The organism is Microbacterium sp. bgisy207, assembly GCF_057706855.1.
Window position 1 is genome coordinate 206,463 of sequence record NZ_JBYIPB010000005.1, and the last position, 21,927, is coordinate 228,389.

Consider the following 21,927-nt stretch of genomic DNA (forward strand, 5'->3'; position numbering starts at 1 on the left):
CGCGGACCCGCGCATGCACCGCGCGCGCCGACAACTGCTGGAGCTCGTCGAGAGCGGTTCACCCGTCGGCCCCGATGACAGCCTCTCCGCGATCCTGGGCTTCCCCACGGATCCGGAGGCGAGGCCGGCGGCCGTGTTGATCCTGTTCGGGATGCTGGATGCCGCACCGAGCGTCCATCGGCCGAGCGCGGCTGAGGTCTCGCGAGACTTGGACGTCCTGCTTCTGGCCCGCGCGGCGACGCTGCGCTCGCATGCGGGACAAGTGGCATTCCCGGGTGGTCGACTCGAGCCCGGGGATACCGGTCCGGTCACCGCCGCGCTGCGTGAGGCGCAGGAGGAGACGGGCCTGGATCCGGCGGGGGTGGACGTGCTGGGCACACTCAGCGAAGTGCCCCTTCCGTACTCGTCTCATCGCGTGACGCCGGTTCTGAGCTGGTGGCGGAGGCCGTCGCCGGTGCGCGCGGTCGATGTCGGGGAATCGGCCGCCGTCTTTCGGGCGCCCGTCGCGGACCTGCTGGATCCCTCGAATCGGGGAAGCACCGTCATCGACCGGGGCGAGCGGGCCCACCGTGCTCCCGCATTCCTGGTGCGCCACGAGACAGGCGAGCACCTCGTGTGGGGGTTCACCGCGATGCTGCTTGATGGCCTCTTCGATCGCTTGGGGTGGACGGAGCCGTGGGACCGGATGCGGGAGTTTCCGATCCCGAACCTCCTGCCGTGACCGCGCGGATGCGGGTGGCGCTCGCGTCGCGCTCGGGCGAACGGTGAGCCCTGCCGTGCGCCGTCCGCAGGTCAGCGTGCCAGGGGGATGACGGCGGTGAGCGCGATCAGGGGTGCGCCCACCAGCCCCATGAGAACAAACCGGGTCCATCCCACGTCGACGCCCTCGACTCGCAACCGGCGATGCCACAAGAGGGTCGCGAGCGAGGCCCACGGCGTGATGAGAGAGCCCGCATTGACGCCGATCAGCAGCGCACCGAGCCGCTCGGGTGACCCGGCGACCGGTTCGATGAGCAGATACGCGGGCAGATTGTTGATGAGGTTCGCCGAGATCAACCCTGTCCCGGTCAGGCGCCACAGCGACAGCAGATCCGTCCCGGTGCCCGCGATGGCCCCGATGAGAGCGCCCGAACCGAGTGTCTCGAGGATTCCGACGGCGAAGAACAGCCCTGCCGCGAAGACGACGAGCGAGAACGGCACAAGACGCCACCGCAGTGCGCGCGGATGCCGCCATCCGAACACGCCGAGGAGCACGAGGGCGGCTGCGGATGCGGGGATCCATGGCGCGAGTCCCGACACGAGCAGCGGAAGCAGAACGATGACGACGATCGCTGCGATGCGCAGCAGCTGAGGGTCGGCCGCGGCAGGGGGAGTCACATCGGGGTAGGTGCCGTGCAGACTGCGCTGGAAGAACACGACGAGCACGCCGACGGTCGCCGCGATCGCGATCACCGCGGACGGCCCGAGGAGCGCGAGGAACTCCCACGGGTCCAGGTGCAGCAGGTCGGCGGCGAGCAGGTTCGTGAGGTTCGAGACCGGCAGCACGAGCGAGGCGGTGTTGGCCAACCAGACGGTCGCGAACACGAAAGGCAGCGGGTCGAGGCGTCGCGCCCTGACCACCGCGACGATGACCGGGGTGAGCAGCACAGCGGTGGTGTCCAGCGAGAGGAAAGCGGTTGCCGCGACGGCGAGGATCACCACGGCGGCCCAGAGCGCTGCGGTGCGCCCGCGTCCCACACGTGAGAGTCGGTGCGCTGCGGCGTCGAACACGCCGGCGGCTGCAGCAAGTTCGGCGACGATCGTCACCGACACGACGAAGAGGAGGATCGGCCACACCCGCTCGGCCACGATGATCGCATCGTCGGGGCGCGCCACTCCGGTGGCGATGGCGCTGGCTGCGGCCAGCAGCAGCGCGAGGCCGATGATCGCCAGTTTCACGGCATCCATCCTCTCGCGGGCGCCATCGGGAGCAGTGATGAGAGACTCAGTCGTGCTCTCTCGCTCCCGTGTCGTCCTGGTGCTGGCGACAGTCCTCGCCCTGTTGACCGTGTTCGACGTCGTGCTGCACGTCGCGATCGATCAGGTCGAGCCGTTGCGCATTTCGGGCAACGTCGTCGTTCTGGTCGCCGCGCTCGCTGTGCTGGTGGTTCCTCTCGCCAGACGTCCCTGGGTGCCGGCCGCGGCGGGCACGATCAGTCTTGTCCTGAACCTCGTGTTCATCGTGCTCGACGGCATCGGGCCGCTCGGGGCGGTCCTCGTCGCCGTGAGCACGGCCCTGTGCGCGGCCATCGCGATCCTGCTCGCCCGACAGGTCCGCTGACGGCAGGCTGAGGCGTGGCGGTGCCGCGATGCGGTGCCGCACCGGGTTCCGGTGACGCGCTGGCGTCAGCGCTTCACACGGGCGACGCGGCCGTGCCGCAGCGCGAGCGTTGCCCCACCCGCGACCAGCGCCGTGCCCAGCAGCGCCCCGAGACCGACAAGGCTCAGGGTGGTCGAGTCCATGCCGCCTTCGGCCAGGACGGATGCTCCGCCTTCGCTCGCGGGGCTGGCCGCGGTGACGGTGACGGGGGTGGAGAACGTCCGCTTGGAGCTGAGGCCCCGTGCGACCAGCGAGTGCGGGCCGGGCGCGGCATCCGTCGGGATCGTCAGGGTCGTCGAGAACGTCCCTGACGCGCTGGCCGGCACCGACGAGAGCAGGACGGGCGTCGAGTGCAGCTCGATCTGCACCGTCTCGTTCGGTCCGAAACCGCCGCCCGAGAGTGTCACCTGCCCGCCCTGCACGACCTCGCCGACACTCGCGGTGACCCCTCGGGTCTGCGCCCACTCGGCGATGGCCTGCTGCACGATGTTCGCGACCTCGAGCACGCCGCCCTCGTTCGGGTGCAGCGCACCGAGCTTGACGCAGATCCACTTCTCGGAGTCGGCGGGAAGGTAGCCCGGGTCGCAGTCCTGCTGCGTGTTGATGTAGAGCGTGATGCCGTTGATCCAGGGGTCGGGCGTGCACAGGGTGTTGCCGGCTGTCTGGTCCCACGTGGGGATGAACGTGAAGTTCGCCGCGAGCGCGGCGGACTGGATGGTGTCGTCGAGCTGCTGCTCGATGTCGTGCAGGAACTGCAGATCGATGCCGTTGTAGGGCACCGCGTTCGGCGTCGTCGGCGCGGTGAAGCAGGCATCCGTTGCGTTGTTGGGCGCAACCTGCGGGTATCCCACGACGAAGACCTGCGCGTTCGGAGCGGCGGCCCGGATCTCGGCGAACGTCTGCGCGAGGCGCGGCGCCACGGAGTCGGTGATACGCCCCTTCAGGTACGCCGACGGATAGGTGGCTTCGTCGTCGAAGTAGTCCTTGCAGTTGTCGAACGACCCGACCTTGTACTCGAGGTAGGCGGGATCGCTGTCGACGGTGAGGCGCATGCAGGCCGTGGCGATCGACGAGAAGCCGAGGTCGTTGCCGCCGATGCCGACCGTGACGATGTCGGTGTCTGCGCTCAGGCCCGCCGACTGCAGCTGCGGTGCCGTCATGCCCGAGAGCGTGACCTGCAGTGTCGAGACATCCGGAAGCGTCGGCAGGATGACGTTCGGGTCGGTCGCGGGGACCGTCGCCGATCCGTAGCCGATGTTGGCGGTGATCGCGCCCGAACAGGTCTGGTCATTGATCGTGAGACCGAACGACGCCGCAAGCAGGTGCGGATAGTTGCCATCGGCCTGGTAGCAGCCGTTGGGGTCGCCCGCGAACGGGCTCGTATTGCTGAACGGAGTGAGTCCATACCCGGCCTGGTAGGAGTCGCCGAGCGACACGTAGTCCAGTCCGTCGAGCGCATCGGTGTCTCCGCTGGCTCCGAGGGCCGGCGCCCCTGTGAGCAGAAGGACGAGCAGTCCGGTCGTCGCAGCAACAGCCGCCATCAGCTTTCGCACGGCATCACACTAGTGGTCCGGGTGCCGCGCCCGCATCGCCGGAGCGGTGCCACTATAGATTCTCGTGAAAGCTGCGCCGACGCGGGAGAGCGTATGGCCCCTCGTCGGGCGAGAGCCGGAGATCGACATGCTCGTCGGACGGCTCAGTGAGCTCCCCGTTCGGGCCCAGATCCTCATCGGGCCACCGGGCATCGGGAAGACGGCCCTTGCGACGCTCGTGGCCGAACGGATGCCGGACCGCCGCGTCGTGTCGGTCATCGCGCTGGCCGAACTGGGCGCGGTGCCCTTGGCCGCGTTTTCGCCGGTGCTGACGGCGCTGGAGCTCCCGGTCGACCCCGCACAGGCCGTTCCCGCTGTCGTCTCCCGCATCGGACGCCATCCCGGTGACCATCTGCTTGTCGTGGACGACGCGCCGCGTCTGGACGAGGTGTCGGCTGCGGTCGTGTATCAGCTCGTGCGCGGATTCGGTGTGCCGATGATCGCAACAGCTCGCCTCGGCGAGGCGCTTCCGGGCCCGCTTGCCAAGCTCCTGCTCGAAGGGTTCGCCCAGGAGCGTCAGGTCGGCGGACTTGCGGTCGACGACATCCAGGAGTTGCTGCGCCACCGCTTCGGAGCCGCCGGGCGCCGCGCGGATGCAATGCGGCTCGCCGGTCGGACCGAAGGCAACCCCCTGTACCTGCGGATGCTTGTCGAGACCGCCGACCGCGACGGTGCCGTGCGGATCACGGACGGCGTGGTCGAGATCGACGATGGGCAGACACCTCCCGATCTGCTGCAGACCATCGGTGCCGCTGTCGCTTCCCTGGACGCTGATGAGCGTGGGGCGCTGCGGTTCGTGTCGGTGACCCAACCGCTCGATCTTGACGGCCTCGATTCGCACGACCGGAGTGTGCCCTGGCCCAGGCGGGTGTTCGATGCGCTCATCGCTCGCGGTGTGCTCGTGCGGGAGGCCGGATCACGAGCGGTGCGTGTTGCCCACCCGCTGCTCTCGGAAGCGCTGGAGACGATCGGCGACGACACAGCCGGGGCCCGTGAGCATGCCATCCGGCATCTGGCGGCTCTTGGCGATCCCACCAGCCGGTTCAAGGCGATCGTGCTGCACTCGGCGGGGGAGGACGACCCGGATGCCGCCGACCTTGTGTGGGCGGCCGATCACGCCTTCCGCTCGGCCGACTTCGAGCATGCCGCCGCGCTCGCGCTGCACGCGGCGCGCGTGGCGTCGGGGAATGCCCAGCTGTTCCGCGCTCATCTGGTGCTCGCCTGCGCGAAGTCGAGTGTGGGTGAACTCGAGGCGGCCGACGCCGCGTTCGACGCCGCCCTCGCGGCCGCCGAATCAGCACCCAACGCCGACGAGCCGGCGGCGGGTGCGAGCGCGAGCTCGACCGACGTCTCGGCTGAGGCTGTGAGCTGGAGCGATCGTGCGCTGCTGGCCAGTCGCCGCGGCGAGCATCTCGCGTTCCGCCGGTTCGATGTCGCGGCAGCGATCCGAGCTGCCGAGGAACTCCAGGCTGTCGCACCCCCGAGCGTCGGGGCCGCGCTGGATCCGGAGTTGCGCCTGTGGCGCGGGCTGGTCGGGCAGATGGGGGAGCGGAGCCACGATCACACGAGCGATGGCGAGGGCGGCGAGGAGTCGCCGGAGATGCTCGTGCGCGGCGCGGTGGCGTCGATCATGACCGAGTCGATGAACGGCCGCACGGCATCCGCCGTCGAGGCGGCGTCGCTGCTTGCCGAGGCGCAGGCGAAATACGGCGTCCTCGACCCGTTCGCGGCGGCGATGATCGGGTTCGAAACCTACTTCGATCTCCTCTCCCGTGGCGAGCATGAGCGGGCCGTCGAGTTCGCGGAGGCCCGCCGGGCGACGGCAGGCGAGGGCGCGGGCATCTGGACGAGCACCGTCGCCGAGCACCGCAGCTACAACGGCCGGCTCACCGAGGCCCGGCGGCTGTGCGCTCTCGCCGTCGACCAGCTGCGGTGGCGTGACCCGTTCGCGATCATGCCGCTGGCTCTTGCCATCCGTGCCGACCTCACGGCGAAGTCGGGTGACCTCGCCGGTGCACGAGCGCTCCTGGATGCGATGGACCCGGCGCAGCGCGCAGAGCCCAAGGCCCTCATGATGGTCGCGGAATGCGAGGCGTGGCTCTCGTACGCGAACGGTGACGCGGTACGCGCGGCGGCGCTGATCGAGGATGCTGCCGAGCAGGCGGTCGCCGTGGGATTCCATCTGGTCGCGGCGATCTCGTTGGGAGTCTGCATCCGGATCGACCGGGTCGACCGGGCCGCGTCGATACTCGAGGCGATCTGCGAACAGGTCCCCGCCTCGCTGCGTCTCTACACGGCCCTGCGCGATGTCGCCGTGGCGCTGCGGGACCGGATGCCGGCCCGTGTGCCGGCTGCTGCTGCGGCCCTCGTGGCGGGCGGCATGGCGCCGACCGCGCTGGATGCGGTGGCGATCGCCCGGCGGATGCGGTCGGATGCCGAAACCCGCCATCGGCTGGACCGCGTCGCCATGATGGCCGCAGACGGCGTGGACGCCCCACTCCTGCAGGTGCGGGAGGTCCCGCTGGTTTCGCCGCGAGAGCGCGAGGTCGCGATCGCGGCTGCGGGGCGCGCGCGAAGCCGGGAGATCGCGGAGCGGTTCGGGGTGTCATCGCGCACGATCGACAACCACCTGCAGTCGGTCTACCGAAAGCTCGGCGTCTCGTCGCGAGACGAGCTTCGCGCCGCGCTCATCGAGACCGGACTGCTTCCGGCTACGCTCGATCCGGCTCTGAAGGACTCCGCTACGGCTTCGCGAGGGTGACGGTGTACGTCACCTCCAGGTCGTCCGCGGAACCGAATGCCCTGAGATCGACGTCTCCCGCGACGCCACCGATATCGGCGATGTAGTGCACGTTCTCGGTGAGGAAGTCTTCGTTCCCGCTGCGCTGGTCGACCGTGTTCGTCCATCCGGCGCTGGCGGCGATCCCGTCGACCGTGCGCCAGAACGGGTCGGGCGTGCGGCACACGAACTCCCACACCCACTGCGTGTCGAACTCGGTCTCGCTCACCGAGGCGTCGACTTCTTCTTCGCAGCCGTAGAGGGGGACATCGGGCATGCCGTCGGGAACCGGGATGAGCTCGCCCTCAGTGGAGGCCGCTTCCGCCGCGGGAGCCGTCGAGGCCTCGGCATCCGTCGAATCATCCGCCGCCACATCGAGCGCGACGTCGGTCGGGGTGGAGAGGGGGTCGGCATCCGAAGCCGCGCACCCGACCAGTAGCAGGGCCGGGACGAGGGCGAGCGCGGCGAATACGGAACGCGGGCGACGGTGCAGCATCATCGCGTCGTCACCCCGTAGATCAGAGCCTTGCTCCCGCCCTCGGCGCCATCCCAGATCACGGTGACGACCCACTGGTCGTTCTGGTAGGAGGCCATGCGCCCGTCGGCGGTTGTGCCGTCGGTGACCAGCTCATACCCCGAACCGGCGATGGTGGCGATCATCTGATCGACAGCGTCCGCCTCCACCCCTTCGTACGTGAGATTCCAGGATCCGGGAGTCGTGATGACACCCACGAGCTGGCCGTCGGGCTGGGGCAGCTCGGCCGGGAAGTCCGCCGGGACCTCCGCGTTGGTCGAGACCTCGACGGTGCCCTCGTCTGTCTCGATGGTGGCCCCGGTCTCATCGACGGAGACACCGGTGGCGTCCTCGACGATGTCGCTGACCGATGGCATGCAGCCGCTCAAGAGCAGAACGGATGCAAGTCCGAGAGTGGGAACGAGAAGGGCAGCGCGGGTGCGGGGCATGGGGGTCTCCAGGGGAGGGGACAGAGGACGTTGACATGTTCGCGCGGTGGCTGAGCCGCGGCAATGAGTAACGACTACCTACCGGCTCCCGGCCCCGCGACCGGATGTGGCCCGCTCACCCTCGCCTTCACCCTCGCCGTTCACCCTGGATCCTTAGGATGAACCCAGGTATGTGAGTCGAGTGTCCTTCGCGAAGCCTCGGGCGGGAGAGCATGGCCTGGATCTGGAGTCTCCTGGTGATCTGCCTCGCTGCCGCGGGCGCGGTCATCGCCTTCACGCTGACCCGGGTCGGTTCCGGCGGACGGGCGCAGGTGTTCGCTCGGTTGAGCATCGGGGCCGGGATCTCGGCGGTGGGGTCGACCCTCATGTACGCGATCTACGAGACAACCACTACCGTGCTGGCCCTGGTCGTCGGCGACGTCTTCATGGTGCTCGCGCCCGGCGGGATTCTCTTGGCGTTGCGGGCGTTGTCGGGGAGGCTGCGCACTGGGATCGTCGTGGTCGCCTCCGCTGTCGTCGTCGTCGCGTTGACCACGGCGCTCGTGGGGAATCCGGATGCTGTGCTCGTCAAGGTGTCGGCGCTGCTGCTGCTGTGCGTGCTCACGGCGCGCGAGACGCGCGTGGCGCCCGTGGCAGGCATGGTCGGTGCGACGATTCTCCTGGTCGTGTATGTGGGATACGCCGCCTTCTCGCTCGGACGCATCGTCGTCGGGCTCGCGTTCGGGATGGACTCGCCCCTGTATCGGGCAGTCTTCTCGATCTATCCGACCACCGCGGTCGGTATCGCGGCCGTCGCGGCGACCGGGGTGGCAGTCATCCGGATGGCGGCCGCGCTCGGCCCCCACGGTGGACCGTCGACGCCCCACCCGGAGTCCGGGTATCGCGTGAACGGCTGGCTCGTGAGCCTGCCCGGAGGTGCGGACCTGCGTGCCGCGTTCGGAGGCGCAACGGCGTCACGGCTGGACGCGGATCTCAGGGACGCCTGCGAGGCGATCGGTGCCGACGCAGCATCCGGGCATGAGGTCACCACCGGGGTGAGCTCGAGGCAGGCGTTCAGTCGCGTGCTGCGTGCGGAACTCCAGTCGCGCGGGTGGTCGGAGAGCGAGATCGCGCTGGTCGCCATCGTCCCCGACGGGAACGGGAACGGGAACGGGAACAGGAACAGCGACGAGTGGGCTCCGTAGCTACGCGGTTCACCCCGGCGGCTATGCGTCCAGGGCGCGATCGATGTCGTCGAGCAGATCGTCGATCGCTTCGATGCCGACCGAGAGTCGCACGATCGTCTCGGGCACAGCCAGTTCGGTGCCGCGCACTGATGCATGCGTCATGGCGTCGGGGTAGTTCACGAGCGATTCGACACCGCCGAGCGATTCCGCGAGCGTGAACAGGCGGGTCGACTCGGCGAAGCGCCGGGCTCGCTCACCCGATTCCAGTTCGAGCGAGACGATCCCGCCGAATCCCGACATCTGCTCCGCCGCGATCTCGTGACCGGGGTGCGAGGTCAGGCCCGGGTAGAAGACGCGGGCGACCCGCGCGTCGTGTGCAAAGGTGTCAGCGATGCGCTGTGCGTTCTGGCTGTGTCGCTGCATCCGGATGCCGAGCGTCTTGATCCCGCGGGTGGTCAGCCAGGCATCCAGCGGCCCCGAGACGGCACCCGCGGCGAACTGCAGGAACCGTGTCTGCTCGTGGATCTCGGCATCCGAGGTGATGACGGCGCCGCCGACGACGTCGGAGTGACCGCCGAGGTACTTGGTCGTCGAGTGGACGACCACGTCGGCCCCCAGCGCGAGAGGTCGCTGGAGGGCGGGAGTCGCGAACGTGTTGTCGACGACGACGATCGCCCCCGCCGCGTGCGCGGATTGCGCGAGCGAGGCGATGTCCGTGACGCGCAGCAGCGGGTTGCTGGGCGTTTCGACCCACACGACGCGCGGGGCTCTTTCGGCCAGAGCGACCTCGACGGCGGCGGGATCGCTGAGGTCGGCGACTCGCACGCTGACGCCCCACGGGCCCAGCAGTCGGGAGATGAGTCGGTACGTGCCGCCGTAGGCGTCGTTTCCGATGAGGACCTCATCGCCGGGGGACAGGACGGCGCGCAGCAGGGCGTCTTCGGCTGCCAGGCCCGAGGCGAACGAGAGTCCGAACGCGCCGCCCTCGATCGCGGCGAGCTGGCGTTCGAGCGCCGTGCGGGTCGGGTTGCCGGCACGCCCGTACTCGTACCCGTCGCGCAGGGTGCCGATGCCGTCCTGCGCGTAGGTCGACGAGAAGTGCACGGGCGGGATGACGGCGCCGGTCGTGGCATCCGGATCCTGACCGGCGTGGACGGCGAGGGAGTCGAACTGGCGGGCGGCGGACGTGGTCATAGGAACTCCAGAGGGACGGGGGAGGGATGGCTGGTATGCGTCGTCACACGGTGCGCGCAGGCTCGTGGTCGAGGACCTCGGGAACGCGAGCGGCGATCCACTCGTCGTCGAAGATCTTGTCGAGGTAGCTGCGCCCACTGTCGGGCAGCAGCACGACGACGACCGCGTCGGCGGGTAGATCGCTGGCGGCGCGGAGGGCGGCGACGACGGCCATCCCGCTGGAGCCGCCCACGAGGAGGCCTTCTTCACGGGCCAGACGGCGGGTCATGGCGAAGGACTCGGCATCCGACACCCGGTGGAACTCGTCGACGACGGTCGGGTCGTAGTTCGGTGGGAAGAAGTCCTCACCCACCCCTTCGACGAGGTACCCGTGGACCGGACCGCCGGAGTAGATCGACCCCTCGGGGTCCGCTCCGATGACGCGCACCCGGCCCGCGGAGGCTTCCTTCAGGTAGCCGCCGGCCCCGGAGATCGTCCCGCCGGTGCCGACTCCGGCGACGAAGTGCGTGACCTGGCCGTCGGTGTCGCGCCAGATCTCGGGACCGGTGGTCTCGTAGTGGCTACGGGGAGCGGCGGGGTTGGCGAACTGATCGGGCTTGACGGCGCCGGGAATCTCGCGGGCGAGGCGGTCCGAGACCGAGTAGTACGAGTCGGGATGCTCGGGGGGGACGGATGCCGGGACCTCGACGACCTCGGCGCCGTAGGCGCGCAGGGTCGCGACCTTGTCGCCGGCGAACTTGTCGGGCACCACGAAGATCATGCGGTAGCCGCGTTGCTGGGCGACCAGGGCCAGGCCGACACCGGTGTTGCCGCTGGTCGGTTCGATGATCGTGCCGCCGGGCCGCAGGAGGCCAGCGGCTTCGGCGGCGTCGATCATGCGGGCGGCGATGCGGTCCTTCGCGGAGCCGCCGGGGTTGAGGTACTCGACCTTCGCGAGCACGGTGGCCCGGATGCCGTCGGTGACGGAGGTGAGGCGAACGAGGGGAGTGTTGCCGATGAGGTCAGCAACCGAAGCGGCGTAGCGCACGGGGTGTCCTGAAGTGTGGGAGCGCGCGGAGGCGCGATGGTCGGGGGTCGTCAAGCAGGCGCAGAAGCGCTAGCGACAACACCGACACGTCAGGGACATGCCGTCGATTATGCCCGGCTATGGCACGGTCGTCGTGTTCATGTCGTCATATGACGACATGAACGCCTCTCACACCGCCGCTGCCGCTCCGACGAGGTCCGGGTAGTGGATCGCCGCGACGTCGGGGTGCGCGCGCAGGCGCGACTTGAGCAGGTTCTCGCCGTACGTGCCGCGGATGACATTGTCGGGGTCCTGTTCGATCCCTCGCGCTGCAGCGCGGAACTGCTCGGCGATCGGCAGGCGGGGCAGTTCGGCATCCAGTCGCGGATTGAAGAAGAACGGAACCGAGATACGTTCGGCACCTTCTGCCGGCGCGATGACGCGATGCACGGTGGCGCGCAGGTATCCGTCGGTGGCCCATTCGAGCAATTCACCGATGTTGACGATGAGGGCGCCATCGACGGGCGGAACGTCGACCCACTCGCCGCGGTACTCGACCTGCAGACCGGGGCTGCCCGGTTCGATCCAGAGCAGGGTGAGCACGCCCGGGTCTTTGTGGCTGCCGACACCCTGGCGCGACGGCGCAGAGTCGGGGACGCCGGGATACCGCACGATCTTCAGCAGGGTCGCGGGGGCGTCATCGAACAGGGGGAGCAGCGCGCGCGGATCCGCGCCGAGCGATTCGGCCCAGGCGGTGAGGAGTCGACGCCCTACCGTGGTGAGGTGGGCGGTCCACTCATCGATGACCTCCCGCAACTCGGGTAGAGCCTCAGGCCACTGGTTGGGGCCGTCGAGCGCGATGTAGGCGGGGTCATCCGGCCCCCGCGTGACGGCCTCGCGGCCCGGTCCGATGTCGATCTGTTCCCGCCAGTCGACCCGTCCTTGCGTGAGTTCGCCGCCCAGGCGCGTGTAGCCGTGGAACTGCGGGGACTTCAGGTTCTCGATGGCGAGTTTGTCGGCATCCGGAAGGGCGAAGAACGCGCGGGATGTCGCGAGGAGCCGATCCTGGAGCGCGGGAGAGGCCCCGTGGCCGACGAGGGCGAAGAACCCGACCTCATGGGTTGCCTGGCGAAGATCCGCGCGGAACTGCGCGGCCGCCGCCGGTCCGGCATCCAGGTTCGAGAGGTCGAGGACGGGAACGGGGGAGTCGGTCATGACGACGACGGTAAGCGAGCAGCGCGGATGCCGGGTTCTGTGTGTCGCTTAGATGACGAAGTGCGTCGACACAGGGGCGTGTCGGCGTCCCTGCGCGACGCGGCGAGGGGCGGTTGTTTCATCCCGGTCAGGGTGCGGGCGGGCGGGCCACCAGCTCGTCACGTGAGGATGACGAGCCGCTGCGTCGCGCGCGTCATCGCGACATACCGATCGACGGCGCCCTCGATGCCATCGCCGAACCGGTCGGGGTCGACGAGCACGACGAGGTCGAACTCGAGTCCCTTGACCCGTTCCGGGTCGAGGGAGGACACCCGCTCGCGCGGCGCGAATGACGGATCACCGATCACGACCGCCGTCCCTTCGGCGTTGTCGTGCTCCCACCTGTCGATGATCGCCCCGAGCTCGCCGCGCGCGCCGAACCGGACGGGCACGCCGGTGCGGCGGATCGATTCCGGTACGTTCGCGTCGGGGAGAACGGCGCGGATCACGGGAGCGGCGGCATCCATCACCTCACCGGGCGTGCGGTAGTTCACGCTCAGCGACGCGACGCGCGTCCGCGCGATCCCCACCCTCGCCAGCCGCTCGGTCCATGACTCGGCGAAGCCCCGGCGGGCCTGGGCGCGGTCGCCGACGATCGTGAGGCTCCCCGACGGACAGCGCCGTAGCAGCATGCGCCACTGCGCATCGGTGAGTTCCTGCGCCTCGTCCACGACGATATGCGCGAACGGCCCGGCGAACGGGTCGAGGTCGGATGCCGCGGGCAGCTCGAGCGTGCGACGCAGGTCTTGCCCGCGCAGCATCGACATGATCCGCATGTCTCCGTCGTCGGCCGCGATGAGGTCGGCCACGACATCAGACATCATGCGCTGCGCTTCAGCCGCTTCCCGGCGCGCCCGCCGCTCGAGCACGTCGCGCTGCGGGTCGCCGACGCCCTGACGTGCGCTGTCGAGCAGTGGAAGGTCATCGACGGTCCAGGCTGCGGGCGTCCCGCGAGCCACGAGCGCGGCGATCTCGTCGGGCGAGAGCCAGGGAGCGCAGCGTCGCAACAGCTCGGGTGTCGTGAGTAGGCCTCGCAGCAGAGCGTCGGGGTCGAGCAGGGGCCAGGCCGCGTCGAAGAGGGCGCGTAGCTCGTCGTCGTTCTCGAGCACCTCGCGGGTGGACTCGTCCTCCTCCCATCCGGAGCCGTACGCATCGAAGTCGTCCTGAGGATCTGATGCGTCCCCCCACCCCTCGCCCCACGTGTCGGACGAGCCGCGGGGCCGGCGCAGCTCCTCGTCGATGCGCTCCTCGAGCAGGTCGAGCAGTCGCTCCCACGCGAGGGTGCGGAGGGCATTGTGCGCGAGGACGTCAGCTCCGTCGAAGATCTCGGCCCACTCGTCGGCGCCGACCACGATCGTTCCCCACGCGGTTTCGATCGGTGTGCGGCGCGTGGGTGCTCGTTGCCACAGGCGCACCGCGGCATCCACGGCGTCGATCATGCGACCGTCGCCGAGCAGCCGACGGATGACGGGATCGAGCCGATCGGTCGCGGCATACCGGCCGGCCTGATGGGTCACCGCACCCCCGCCGACCAGGTCGTTTACGGCACAGACGAGCGCGCCGTCTTCGCCGAGGCTCGGCAGCACGTCGTCGACGTACTCGACGTAGGGGCGGTGCGGCCCGACGAACAGCAGCCCGCCGCCTCCGGCCTGCATCCGCGCGTCGGCGTAGAGCAGGTAGGCGGCGCGGTGCAGCGCGACGACGGTCTTGCCCGTCCCCGGCCCGCCGTCGACGACGAGAGCGCCACGGGAGTCGGCCCGGATGATCGCATCCTGGTCTGTCTGGATCGTCGCGAGCACATCACGCATCTTCGCCGACCGACTCGCGCCGAGACTCGCGATGAATGCCGACTGATCGTCGAGCGCGGCACTGTGGTCGAGCCCGTCGTCGGCGAACACCTCGTCCCAGTAGTCGATGATGCGCCCCGCGCGCCACCGGTAGCGCCTGCGGCTGGTCAGCCCCTGGGGCCTGGCGGCAGTCGCCGCGAAGAAGGGGGCGGATGCCGGAGCTCGCCAATCCATGAGCAGACGCTCCTCCGCGGCATCCGCGAGGCCGAAGCGCCCGATGTAGGTGACGGTTCCCGTCTGGTCGACCGTGCGGCCGATGCACGCGTCGAGGCCGAACCGCCGAAGCACGCGCAGTCGCCCCGCGAGGTTCTGCACCTCGAGGTCGCGTTCGAGGGCGCGCTGACCGTCGCCTGCCGTTTCGCGCTGCAGCGCCGCGAGCCTGCTCTCGGTGCGTTCGACCTCGGCGGTGAGGGCGGCGCCGAGCGCGGCGAAGTGCTCGGCGTCCCGTCCGATGAGCGCAGGGTCGGCCTTCCGGTGCAGCCGTCCCGGCAGATCGAACACGCTCACGGGTGCGTTCCGTGTCGGCATCTCAGTTCCCTTCACCAGCCGCGAGCCCTACGCCGAGAATTCCCGCGCGACCTGCGATTCTGCCGCACCGAGGGGGCCTTGCGGCAAGCCCCCCTGTGCGCGGGATAATGAGAAGGGCAGCGGGAACGGCGCCGCGGTCGTGTGGCGATCCCCGCCCCGCCCGACCCGCGCCGTGATGGTCCGACGGACCCGGCCGTTCGCGCGCCCAGGATCCTGGTGCTTTCGGTTGTGCAGGTGCCTGCGCAGAACCGGCACGGCAGTACGCCTCGATCGATATCGGTGTCGTGTCTCTCGTTTCGCGCCGCCGTCAGAGCACGTTGCGCATACCTGCCCATATGGGCATATGATGAAGCTATGGCACGAGCTGCGACAACATCCGACGCGTTCAACGCGATCGCTGAACCACGGCGTCGCGACATCCTGACCCTGCTGCGCGACGGCGAGCGGCCCGTCGCCGACCTCGCGGAGCACCTCCGCATGACCCAGCCGCAGACCTCCAAGCACCTGCGCGTGCTGCGGGAGGTGGGACTGGTCCAGGTGCGCGAGGTAGGAAAGCAACGCCTCTATGGTCTCGACGCTCGCGGCCTGCGCCCCGTCCACGAGTGGACCGGCGGATTCGAGCGGTTCTGGAACGGCAGCTTCGATCGGCTGGATGCCTACGTCCAGCGACTCACGCAACACCATGCATCCACAGACGAGGGAGACACCGATGACTGAGCTGCCAGCGACGCACCCGGAGCGGCCGACCGAGCCCGAGGCAGAGCGGACGGTGACGATAGAGCGGATGATCCACGCACCGCGGGAGGTCGTCTTCGAGGCCTTCACGACCGTCGATCACCTGTCGGCGTGGTGGGGTCCAGACGGCTTCACCACCTCGACGCGAGCGTTCGAGTTCCGTGAGGGCGGTGAGTGGGTGTTCACGATGCACGGTCCGGATGGCGCCGACTATGCCGAGTGGATCCAGTGGCGCGAGATCGTCGCGCCCGAGCGCATCGTGCTGCTGCACGGCGAACACGCCGGCGACCCGAACGCGTTCGATTCGGTGGTCACGTTCGATGAGGTAGACGGACAGACGCGAGTGACCCTGTCGACTGTCTTCCCGACGAAGCAGCTGCGCGACACCGCCGTCGAGGAGTACCACGCCGTCGAGGGCGGTGCCCAGACCCTGGCTCACCTGGCCGCGCACGTCGAGGGGTAGCGGTGCGGATGCCCCGCCAGTCGGGCACTGCGTATGAAACGGGCAACGGTCAACCCCATGCCCCTGCCGAACACACGTCGCTAACGTGCACCGACGTGGCGTTTCCCGAGGCGGGGACGTGTCCGTTTCCTGAGGCGGGGGAGGAGGGGCCGTGGCAGTGGCCGGCGAGCACGTGCACGGCGGCGCGGACGGCATCGCGGTCAGCTGGATCCTGGCTGCGCCGTTCCTCATGGCCGCTGTGGTCTACGTCGCTGCGGCGGTCAGAGCGAGTCGGCGCGGCCGGGCCTGGCCGTGGTACCGCAGCATCCTGTGGATCGGAGGCCTGTCGGCTGCGGCATCCGGTTTCATCGGCCCGCTCGCGTCCGCTGCGCACGACAGCTTCACCGCTCATATGGGCGCGCACCTGCTGGTGGGCATGGTGGCGCCGCTGCTTCTGGTGCTTGCCGCTCCGGTGACGCTGGCTCTACGGAGCATGAGCGTCGTGCCGGCGCGGCGGGTGAGCCGGATGCTGCGCAGCCCGCTCATGCGCGTCTTGACCGATCCGCCTGTGGCGGCACTGCTGAACGTCGGCGGGATGTGGGTGCTGTATCTCACACCGCTGTACGGGCTCATGCAGCAGGTCATGCTGGTGCATGGGGCGGTGATGCTGCACTTCCTGCTCGCCGGGTATCTGTACACCGCGTCGTTGGTGGCGGTCGATCCTTCCCCGCACCGCGCCGGGTTCGCCCTGCGGTCGATCGTGCTCGTGCTGTCCCTGGCAGCCCACGGCGTGCTCGCGAAGCTGCTCTATGCCTATCCGCCGCCGGGTGTCGCTGTCGCCGATGCCCGCGCGGGCGCCCAACTGATGTTCTACGGCGGTGACCTCGTCGACGTCCTGTTGATCGTGCTGCTGTGCGCGGACTGGTATCGCGTCACCGGCCGAAGGCTTCACAGGACACCGGCAGCGGCATCGCCGCATCCTGGGTCGCTCTCCGCGCAATCCAGGGAGACAACCGCGAAGGGAACGTGATCGTGATCAACACTGCAGGCCGTGCGACGAGTTCGCCGTTACGCAACCGGTCGTATTGGGCGGCGTTTCTGCTCGGAATCGCGACGATGGCGGCGATCGATGAGATCGTCTTCCACCAGATCCTTGCTTGGCATCACTTCTACGACAACGCCACCTCAGACATCGCGCTGCTTTCCGACGGGTTGTTGCATGCTGCCGAGCTGTTCATCTTCGTGTTCGGGTTCTTCCTCATGCTCGACGCGCGCCGTCGCGGCACGTTCTGGCCCGCAGCCGGTTGGGCCGGTTTCCTAGTCGGCCTCGGGCTGTTCCAGCTCTGGGATGGCGTCATCGACCACAAGGTTCTGCGCCTGCATCAGATCCGATACGGGGTCGAGCTGCTGCCGTACGACATCGCCTGGAATGTCGCCGGCGGTCTGCTGCTGGTCGCCGGCCTCATCTGGACCGTCGTGCTCGTACGCCGCGCAACCGGACGATGGTCACGACCACGTATGCGGCCGCCGGAAGGGTCCCGATGAAGCCGATGGTCTGGTCGCCGTTGGGAGACAGCGCCCAGACCGCTCCCGGGATGCCGACGGCGATCGCGATCACGAAGCCGATCCACCAGCGGGCGGTGATGACACCCGCGGTACGAGGTTCGGTCATGATCGACAGTTCACTCCGTGAATGAGGTGACGCAAGCCCTCGGACCACTCCCGCGGGGGAGGATGGCGGGATGAGCTCCTACGTGCGCCCGAGGATCGATGCTCCGGTGTTCCGCGACGCCGACGGCGAGGTCATCGACTACGGCCGGCGGTGGCAGGGGCTGCCCCCGTCCGAGACGTACTCGGTGGACACGCATCCGGAGCGCTTCGCGCCACTCCACACCGTCGCCGACGCGCTCATCACTCATCTGGTCGCTACCTACGACGTCCGCGTCTTCGACAGCGTGGACGCGGCGGCCGATCTGCTGCGTCCGAACGGAGAGATCGTGCGAGCGGTGCGACTGCAGCCGAGCGATGCGGGATGCGCCGCGATCACGTTCGTGTACACGTCGTACCCCGGCATCCTCATGCATGCAGGCCTCCTGCACGACTTCTTCTATCCGTCGTGCGGCTGCGACGCTTGCGATTCGAGCTGGGAGAGCGAAGCCGACGAGCTCGAGCGCCAGATCTTCGCCGTCGTCGGCGGACGCTACCGCGAGAGCATCGACGGCGGACTGCGCCCCCAGGTCGAGTTCGCACTCACCTATCCGGACGGCAGCACCTCGGGGCGAGTCCGCGCCGCCGAACTGCCCGCCGATCGTGTCAAAGCCGCGAAGCCGATCCTGCGCATCCGGCCCGACGGCTGGGCCCCGTGGCCGCGCGTCGCAGACATTTCGTAAGGCGGATGCCGACGGCGCACCATCTCCGTCGCACGGGGGATGCGCGCCGCCCCGCGAGAGCGCAGACTCGGGCGTATGAGTGAGAGCATCTTCACGCCCGGCGCGGACGTCGTTATGTCGCGCGGATCCGGCACCGTCCTCGACGTCCGAGCCACGCCCGCAGGAAAGTTCGTGATCGGCGTCGAGGATGCCGACGGCGAGGTCACCTACTTCACCGAGAAGGCGCTGCGCCTGGCACAGGGCTAGGCGTCCCCGCGCTGAACCCGCGGCCGAGTCCGTGAGCCGCCGGCCTCACGGGGTGGAGTCGACCGTCGCGATCCCGATCGTGCTCCAGGCGCGCAGCAGCGCTGTGTCGCCCGAGACGGCGACGAAGTCCTCGGATGCCGAGGCCAGTGCGCTGGCCGCGTGGACGGCGTCGTATCCGCGCAACGCGTGAGTGCGCGTGAGTCGAGCGGCGTCGCGGAGGATCGTCTCGCTGACGGCGACCCGCGCGATGCCGGACCACAGCGACTCGAAGACGGCGACGGCGCGATCGAGCGCGGCATCCGTGATGCGACCGAGCCGGTGCGCCTGCGCGAGTGCCGCGTGCGCCTCGACGTAGGCGAGGTCGCTCGTGACGATGCCGGTGGCGGCGCTCCAGACCGTGCGGCAGCGCGAGGTTGCCGGTTCGCGGATGATGAGGGGAACGAGCGCCGAGGTGTCGAAGTACGCGAGCATCGTCACGGAAGCTCAGCGGCGCTGGTCGGTGACGAGGTCGCTCACGGTTCCGGATGCCTCCACGGGCTCAGGCAGTTCCGCGCGCGGCGTGAGGGGGAGCGTCGCCAGTCCTGCGCGCACAAGGGCCTCGAGCCCCGATTCCGCACCGATCGGCACGATCCGCGCGATCGGACGCCCGTGATCGGTGACGGTGAGCTCCGACCCTGCGCGAACGTCCGCGAGGTGCCGGCTGAGACCGTCGCGCAGTTCCCGGATGCCGATAGTGGCGCTTTTCATGTCGTTATTGTAGCCACACTGGTGACTTTGCGCGCCCTGCTCCGGCAGGATGACGGGATGCCGCTGGTGAGTTCCGTGCGAATGGTTCGGTGAACCGTGTCGATTCCCGCGCCCGATCTCCCGGTCCCGGCGAAGGTCCGCGCGCTCGCCGGCGCCGCCGAGCTCACCCCGGTGTGGATCAACGACTACGGCGGCGTGACGTTTCGGGCCACGGATGCGGGCGGCATCCGTTTCATCAAGCTCCACCCGCACAACCCAGAGTGGTCGGCGGCAGGCGAGGCGGAGCGCCTGCGGTGGGCGGCGCGCTATACCCCGGTGCCGCGAGCACTCGAGGCTGGCCGTGACACCACGCACGAGTGGCTCGTGACCGAGGGGGTGCGGGGGGAGAGTGCCGTGTCCCCGCGGTGGCTCGCCGACCCGGCGAGGGCGGTGCGGGCGATCGGTGAGGGCCTGCGCGCGATGCACGAGTCGCTGCCGGTGGCGGAGTGTCCCTTCCGGTGGGATGTGCCCGAGCGTCTCGCGAACGCAGCAGCGCGCGGCATCCGTCTGCCCGATGCTCTGCTCGAGCCGCCGCCGGTCGATCGCCTCGTGGTGTGCCACGGCGACGCGTGCGCGCCGAACACGCTCATGACGGATGCCGGCACCTGGTGCGGTCACGTCGATCTCGGTTCCCTCGGCGTCGGAGACCGGTGGGCCGACATCGCGGTGGCCGGTATGAGCCTGGAGTGGAACTACGGCCCCGGGTGGGAGGACGCGCTGCTCGCCGCGTACGGCATCGACCCCGACCCGGAACGGATGCAGTACTACCGAGCCCTCTGGAACGCGACCTGACGCGCGACTCGCGACAGCACCGATACGACCGCTACCGATCTTTCACACGCCGGCAACGGCTACCGCAGAACGAGTTCGCGGCTGTTGCGAAGAGCGATCTCTCGGTCCGCGAGCTCTTCTGCTGCGACCAGCACATCCATGGCGGGCGTGACGCGCCCGCTCAGGTAGGTGCTCAGCCGGCTTGCGGACGTCCCGAGGGCGGCCGCGAGTTCTCGCTGCGTGAGCCCGCTCGCTCGCTGCGCAGATCGGAGCCGTTCGCGGGCGATCTCGGATGCCGTCCGTTGCCGGTGGGCGATCATCACGCGTACCAGTGCCACGGTCTGGCGAGACTCCGCGGCCTCAGCCGCTTCTTCGAACACCTCCCGCAGACCCGGTTCGGAGGCGACGGCCGACGCGAGCCGCGACCAGGGGGACGCATAGCCGCGGTCGAGCGCGGCGAGGATGCCCTCGAAACCCCACTCGCGCACGGGCAAGTCGGGGGTGGCATCGATGTTGCGGAATCGAAGCGGCATCCTCTGCTCCTTGCAGCTCTCTGATCAGGCGGCGACGTAGGCGGCCAGAGCACGGCAGTCGGCGACGACGTTCTCCCAGTCGTGCCAGCGCCGCTCGAGCTGCTTATCGGTGGCCAGATCGCGGATACGGGTGTGGTCTTTCGGTGAGGGATCGATCAGTTGTCTGGCCAGTTGCGATTGCACGGGCCGGTCTTCCGGGTGAGTCGGGTCGGTGTAGTAGTCGTCGATCCGAGAAAGCACGGCGCCGATTCGCTCGGGTCCGAAGCGGTACGACAGCGCGGCAACGTCGAGGTAGTCGCGCATCTGGTTGCGCGTGACAATGAGGAAGCCCTTGATGCGCGCGATCTCGTCGAGGGTCGGAACGGTGATGGTGGAGCCGGTGGGCACGGTCACGGACTGCACTTCGAGCGGCCGCGTGCGGATCGTGATCGGTCGACATCCGGTGGCGTGCATAGAGAGCCGTGGCCGCTCCGCCATAGAGAACCGCGTCCGGCACCTGGGCCTGGAGTCGCGCAGCGGACTCGAGCACTTCGCTCAGGCCCTGCGGGAGGGATGGCATCCCATCATCCATGCCAGAGGTTTTCAGATCAGATAACGACATGGCGAGGGGCTCAACCGTCTCGCGAACCGGGTATCAGCCATTGAGCCGGTGCCAGACGCCTTCCGAGACGACCTCGACCCGGTCGCTGTCGACGACGATCGCTGTCTCGTCATCCATGACATAGGCAGGGATGTCGATCTTGGATGCCCACCTCTCGGCGACCTCCATCGAGTTGCCGGGACGATCGCCGACGGCGAGATGTGGACAGATCGCGAAGTCGACGAGGCTGAGTCCGCGGTCGCCGAGCGGTGAGGTCCAGCCGACGAACTCCTCGCCGATGCGGGGCGTCAGGACCATGCTGCCGGCGCTCATGCCGACCCAGACGGTGTCGTGGAGGTCGTCGAGGAGGTCCAGCATTCGTGACTCGCGCAACCAGTGGTGCAGGTAGATCGCGTCGCCGCCTGCGACGAGCAGCGCGTCGGCGTCGCGCACCTGCGGCATCCATCGCTCGTCCGGAAGGCTCGGCAGGGCCGTCAGCTCGAGCAGCCCCACAGACTTCCAGCCGAGTGAGACCATCGGGTTGCCGGGCTCGCGGCCCGCGGCGAACTCCCACGCCTTAACGCCCGGTCCGAGCCACGGATGCCCGTACATCGCAGTCGGAATACACAGCGCCGTCGAGTCTTCGATCGGTTTGCCCAGCAGGTCGACGAGCGCGGCCCGGATGCTCGGATTGGTCACTCCTCCGCCGGTCAACAGCAGTCGCATCGTGTCTCCTTGTGGGCGGGGTTTGTCGGC

25 protein-coding genes are annotated in these 21,927 nt (G+C 69.1%); 12 read left to right on the plus strand and 13 right to left on the minus strand.

Annotation, left to right across the window (positions count from 1 at the left end):
- The first annotated feature begins 13 nt into the window (after window positions 1–13).
- Entirely contained in the window at window positions 14–721 is a 708-nt protein-coding gene (locus AC3ENO_RS06675; RefSeq protein WP_434969901.1) for an NUDIX hydrolase, read from the plus strand.
- Between the two features lie 71 nt (window positions 722–792).
- On the opposite strand, the gene AC3ENO_RS06680 is transcribed toward AC3ENO_RS06675, so the two are convergent.
- Complete coding sequence (locus AC3ENO_RS06680; protein WP_434969860.1) at window positions 793–1,947, minus strand: SLC13 family permease; 1,155 nt, start codon at window positions 1,945–1,947, stop codon at window positions 793–795.
- 28 nt (window positions 1,948–1,975) lie between these two features.
- Here AC3ENO_RS06680 and AC3ENO_RS06685 point away from each other — a divergent pair, with 28 nt between their 5' ends.
- Window positions 1,976–2,320 (plus strand): hypothetical protein, encoded by a 345-nt coding sequence (locus tag AC3ENO_RS06685; RefSeq protein ID WP_434969861.1) that lies wholly within the window; start codon window positions 1,976–1,978, stop codon window positions 2,318–2,320.
- A gap of 65 nt (window positions 2,321–2,385) precedes the next feature.
- Here AC3ENO_RS06685 and AC3ENO_RS06690 read toward each other — a convergent pair whose 3' ends face one another.
- The gene (locus tag AC3ENO_RS06690) at window positions 2,386–3,912 is read right to left on the minus strand and encodes an SGNH/GDSL hydrolase family protein (protein WP_434969862.1); all 1,527 of its coding nucleotides are present in this window, start codon (window positions 3,910–3,912) and stop codon (window positions 2,386–2,388) included.
- A gap of 64 nt (window positions 3,913–3,976) precedes the next feature.
- Here AC3ENO_RS06690 and AC3ENO_RS06695 point away from each other — a divergent pair, with 64 nt between their 5' ends.
- On the plus strand, window positions 3,977–6,712 hold the full coding sequence (locus tag AC3ENO_RS06695) for a helix-turn-helix transcriptional regulator (RefSeq protein ID WP_434969863.1): 2,736 nt from the start codon (window positions 3,977–3,979) through the stop codon (window positions 6,710–6,712).
- Here the strand turns inward: AC3ENO_RS06695 and AC3ENO_RS06700 are convergent.
- Together AC3ENO_RS06700 and AC3ENO_RS06705 are read right to left on the minus strand one after the other, a co-directional pair.
- Entirely contained in the window at window positions 6,693–7,229 is a 537-nt protein-coding gene (locus AC3ENO_RS06700; protein WP_434969864.1) for a hypothetical protein, read from the minus strand. The two genes, AC3ENO_RS06695 and AC3ENO_RS06700, sit on opposite strands and share 20 nt — an antisense overlap.
- Window positions 7,226–7,693, minus strand: a complete 468-nt coding sequence (locus AC3ENO_RS06705) for a hypothetical protein (protein ID WP_434969865.1) — start codon at window positions 7,691–7,693, stop codon at window positions 7,226–7,228. The genes AC3ENO_RS06700 and AC3ENO_RS06705 overlap by 4 nt, the downstream gene beginning before the upstream one ends.
- A 212-nt stretch (window positions 7,694–7,905) precedes the next feature.
- On the opposite strand from AC3ENO_RS06705, the gene AC3ENO_RS06710 reads away from it, so the two are divergent.
- Window positions 7,906–8,877 (plus strand): hypothetical protein, encoded by a 972-nt coding sequence (locus AC3ENO_RS06710; protein WP_434969866.1) that lies wholly within the window; start codon window positions 7,906–7,908, stop codon window positions 8,875–8,877.
- A gap of 21 nt (window positions 8,878–8,898) precedes the next feature.
- On the opposite strand, the gene AC3ENO_RS06715 is transcribed toward AC3ENO_RS06710, so the two are convergent.
- The 4 genes from AC3ENO_RS06715 to helR form a co-directional block, all read right to left on the minus strand.
- On the minus strand, window positions 8,899–10,053 hold the full coding sequence (locus AC3ENO_RS06715) for a cystathionine gamma-synthase (RefSeq protein WP_434969867.1): 1,155 nt from the start codon (window positions 10,051–10,053) through the stop codon (window positions 8,899–8,901).
- A 43-nt stretch (window positions 10,054–10,096) separates the two neighbouring features.
- Window positions 10,097–11,080, minus strand: a complete 984-nt coding sequence (locus tag AC3ENO_RS06720) for a PLP-dependent cysteine synthase family protein (protein WP_434969868.1) — start codon at window positions 11,078–11,080, stop codon at window positions 10,097–10,099.
- Between the two features lie 168 nt (window positions 11,081–11,248).
- On the minus strand, window positions 11,249–12,274 hold the full coding sequence (locus tag AC3ENO_RS06725; protein ID WP_434969869.1) for an isopenicillin N synthase family dioxygenase: 1,026 nt from the start codon (window positions 12,272–12,274) through the stop codon (window positions 11,249–11,251).
- 158 nt (window positions 12,275–12,432) lie between these two features.
- A complete protein-coding gene (gene helR, locus AC3ENO_RS06730) occupies window positions 12,433–14,688 on the minus strand; it encodes an RNA polymerase recycling motor ATPase HelR (RefSeq protein WP_434969870.1) in 2,256 nt (751 codons plus the stop codon).
- A 354-nt stretch (window positions 14,689–15,042) separates the two neighbouring features.
- On the opposite strand from helR, the gene AC3ENO_RS06735 reads away from it, so the two are divergent.
- From AC3ENO_RS06735 to AC3ENO_RS06765, 7 genes are all read left to right on the plus strand, one after another.
- The gene (locus AC3ENO_RS06735; protein WP_434969871.1) at window positions 15,043–15,405 is read left to right on the plus strand and encodes an ArsR/SmtB family transcription factor; all 363 of its coding nucleotides are present in this window, start codon (window positions 15,043–15,045) and stop codon (window positions 15,403–15,405) included.
- Window positions 15,398–15,886 carry an SRPBCC family protein gene (locus AC3ENO_RS06740; protein WP_434969872.1) on the plus strand — a complete coding sequence of 163 codons (489 nt, stop codon included), beginning with the start codon at window positions 15,398–15,400 and terminating at the stop codon, window positions 15,884–15,886. Before AC3ENO_RS06735 ends, AC3ENO_RS06740 begins: the two co-directional genes overlap by 8 nt.
- Before the next feature lie 151 nt (window positions 15,887–16,037).
- Entirely contained in the window at window positions 16,038–16,895 is an 858-nt protein-coding gene (locus tag AC3ENO_RS06745) for a cytochrome c oxidase assembly protein (RefSeq protein ID WP_434969873.1), read from the plus strand.
- A 2-nt stretch (window positions 16,896–16,897) separates the two neighbouring features.
- Entirely contained in the window at window positions 16,898–17,410 is a 513-nt protein-coding gene (locus AC3ENO_RS06750; RefSeq protein ID WP_434969874.1) for a DUF2243 domain-containing protein, read from the plus strand.
- The gene (locus AC3ENO_RS06755) at window positions 17,407–17,562 is read left to right on the plus strand and encodes a hypothetical protein (protein ID WP_434969875.1); all 156 of its coding nucleotides are present in this window, start codon (window positions 17,407–17,409) and stop codon (window positions 17,560–17,562) included. The genes AC3ENO_RS06750 and AC3ENO_RS06755 overlap by 4 nt, the downstream gene beginning before the upstream one ends.
- 45 nt (window positions 17,563–17,607) lie before the next feature.
- Window positions 17,608–18,255, plus strand: coding sequence for a DUF6226 family protein (locus tag AC3ENO_RS06760; protein WP_434969876.1), 648 nt, complete (start codon window positions 17,608–17,610; stop codon window positions 18,253–18,255).
- 75 nt (window positions 18,256–18,330) lie between these two features.
- On the plus strand, window positions 18,331–18,501 hold the full coding sequence (locus AC3ENO_RS06765; RefSeq protein WP_434969877.1) for a hypothetical protein: 171 nt from the start codon (window positions 18,331–18,333) through the stop codon (window positions 18,499–18,501).
- Between the two features lie 45 nt (window positions 18,502–18,546).
- Here AC3ENO_RS06765 and AC3ENO_RS06770 read toward each other — a convergent pair whose 3' ends face one another.
- Complete coding sequence (locus tag AC3ENO_RS06770) at window positions 18,547–18,972, minus strand: type II toxin-antitoxin system VapC family toxin (protein WP_434969902.1); 426 nt, start codon at window positions 18,970–18,972, stop codon at window positions 18,547–18,549.
- 12 nt (window positions 18,973–18,984) lie between these two features.
- Window positions 18,985–19,248 (minus strand): type II toxin-antitoxin system Phd/YefM family antitoxin, encoded by a 264-nt coding sequence (locus tag AC3ENO_RS06775; protein ID WP_434969878.1) that lies wholly within the window; start codon window positions 19,246–19,248, stop codon window positions 18,985–18,987.
- 96 nt (window positions 19,249–19,344) lie between these two features.
- Here AC3ENO_RS06775 and AC3ENO_RS06780 point away from each other — a divergent pair, with 96 nt between their 5' ends.
- Entirely contained in the window at window positions 19,345–20,079 is a 735-nt protein-coding gene (locus tag AC3ENO_RS06780; RefSeq protein WP_434969879.1) for a phosphotransferase, read from the plus strand.
- A gap of 59 nt (window positions 20,080–20,138) precedes the next feature.
- Here AC3ENO_RS06780 and AC3ENO_RS06785 read toward each other — a convergent pair whose 3' ends face one another.
- From AC3ENO_RS06785 to AC3ENO_RS06795, 3 genes are all read right to left on the minus strand, one after another.
- Window positions 20,139–20,591: a helix-turn-helix domain-containing protein gene (locus AC3ENO_RS06785; protein ID WP_434969880.1), complete on the minus strand. Its 453-nt coding sequence runs from the start codon at window positions 20,589–20,591 to the stop codon at window positions 20,139–20,141.
- Window positions 20,592–20,615: 24 nt separating this feature from the next.
- Entirely contained in the window at window positions 20,616–20,984 is a 369-nt protein-coding gene (locus tag AC3ENO_RS06790) for a hypothetical protein (protein ID WP_434969881.1), read from the minus strand.
- Window positions 20,985–21,225: 241 nt separating this feature from the next.
- Window positions 21,226–21,897 (minus strand): Type 1 glutamine amidotransferase-like domain-containing protein, encoded by a 672-nt coding sequence (locus AC3ENO_RS06795; protein ID WP_434969882.1) that lies wholly within the window; start codon window positions 21,895–21,897, stop codon window positions 21,226–21,228.
- Between the last annotated feature and the right edge of the window lie 30 nt (window positions 21,898–21,927).

Coding starts and splice junctions, on each gene's coding strand:
- AC3ENO_RS06675 (WP_434969901.1), top strand. CDS start 14: ATGCACCGCGCGCGCCGACAACTGCTGGAGCTCGTCGAGAGCGGTTCA.
- AC3ENO_RS06680 (WP_434969860.1), bottom strand. CDS start 1,947: ATGGATGCCGTGAAACTGGCGATCATCGGCCTCGCGCTGCTGCTGGCC.
- AC3ENO_RS06685 (WP_434969861.1), top strand. CDS start 1,976: ATGAGAGACTCAGTCGTGCTCTCTCGCTCCCGTGTCGTCCTGGTGCTG.
- AC3ENO_RS06700 (WP_434969864.1), bottom strand. CDS start 7,229: ATGATGCTGCACCGTCGCCCGCGTTCCGTATTCGCCGCGCTCGCCCTC.
- AC3ENO_RS06705 (WP_434969865.1), bottom strand. CDS start 7,693: ATGCCCCGCACCCGCGCTGCCCTTCTCGTTCCCACTCTCGGACTTGCA.
- AC3ENO_RS06710 (WP_434969866.1), top strand. CDS start 7,906: ATGGCCTGGATCTGGAGTCTCCTGGTGATCTGCCTCGCTGCCGCGGGC.
- AC3ENO_RS06715 (WP_434969867.1), bottom strand. CDS start 10,053: ATGACCACGTCCGCCGCCCGCCAGTTCGACTCCCTCGCCGTCCACGCC.
- AC3ENO_RS06725 (WP_434969869.1), bottom strand. CDS start 12,274: ATGACCGACTCCCCCGTTCCCGTCCTCGACCTCTCGAACCTGGATGCC.
- helR (WP_434969870.1), bottom strand. CDS start 14,688: ATGCCGACACGGAACGCACCCGTGAGCGTGTTCGATCTGCCGGGACGG.
- AC3ENO_RS06735 (WP_434969871.1), top strand. CDS start 15,043: ATGGCACGAGCTGCGACAACATCCGACGCGTTCAACGCGATCGCTGAA.
- AC3ENO_RS06740 (WP_434969872.1), top strand. CDS start 15,398: ATGACTGAGCTGCCAGCGACGCACCCGGAGCGGCCGACCGAGCCCGAG.
- AC3ENO_RS06755 (WP_434969875.1), top strand. CDS start 17,407: ATGAAGCCGATGGTCTGGTCGCCGTTGGGAGACAGCGCCCAGACCGCT.
- AC3ENO_RS06760 (WP_434969876.1), top strand. CDS start 17,608: ATGAGCTCCTACGTGCGCCCGAGGATCGATGCTCCGGTGTTCCGCGAC.
- AC3ENO_RS06765 (WP_434969877.1), top strand. CDS start 18,331: ATGAGTGAGAGCATCTTCACGCCCGGCGCGGACGTCGTTATGTCGCGC.
- AC3ENO_RS06770 (WP_434969902.1), bottom strand. CDS start 18,972: ATGCTCGCGTACTTCGACACCTCGGCGCTCGTTCCCCTCATCATCCGC.
- AC3ENO_RS06775 (WP_434969878.1), bottom strand. CDS start 19,248: ATGAAAAGCGCCACTATCGGCATCCGGGAACTGCGCGACGGTCTCAGC.
- AC3ENO_RS06785 (WP_434969880.1), bottom strand. CDS start 20,591: ATGCCGCTTCGATTCCGCAACATCGATGCCACCCCCGACTTGCCCGTG.
- AC3ENO_RS06795 (WP_434969882.1), bottom strand. CDS start 21,897: ATGCGACTGCTGTTGACCGGCGGAGGAGTGACCAATCCGAGCATCCGG.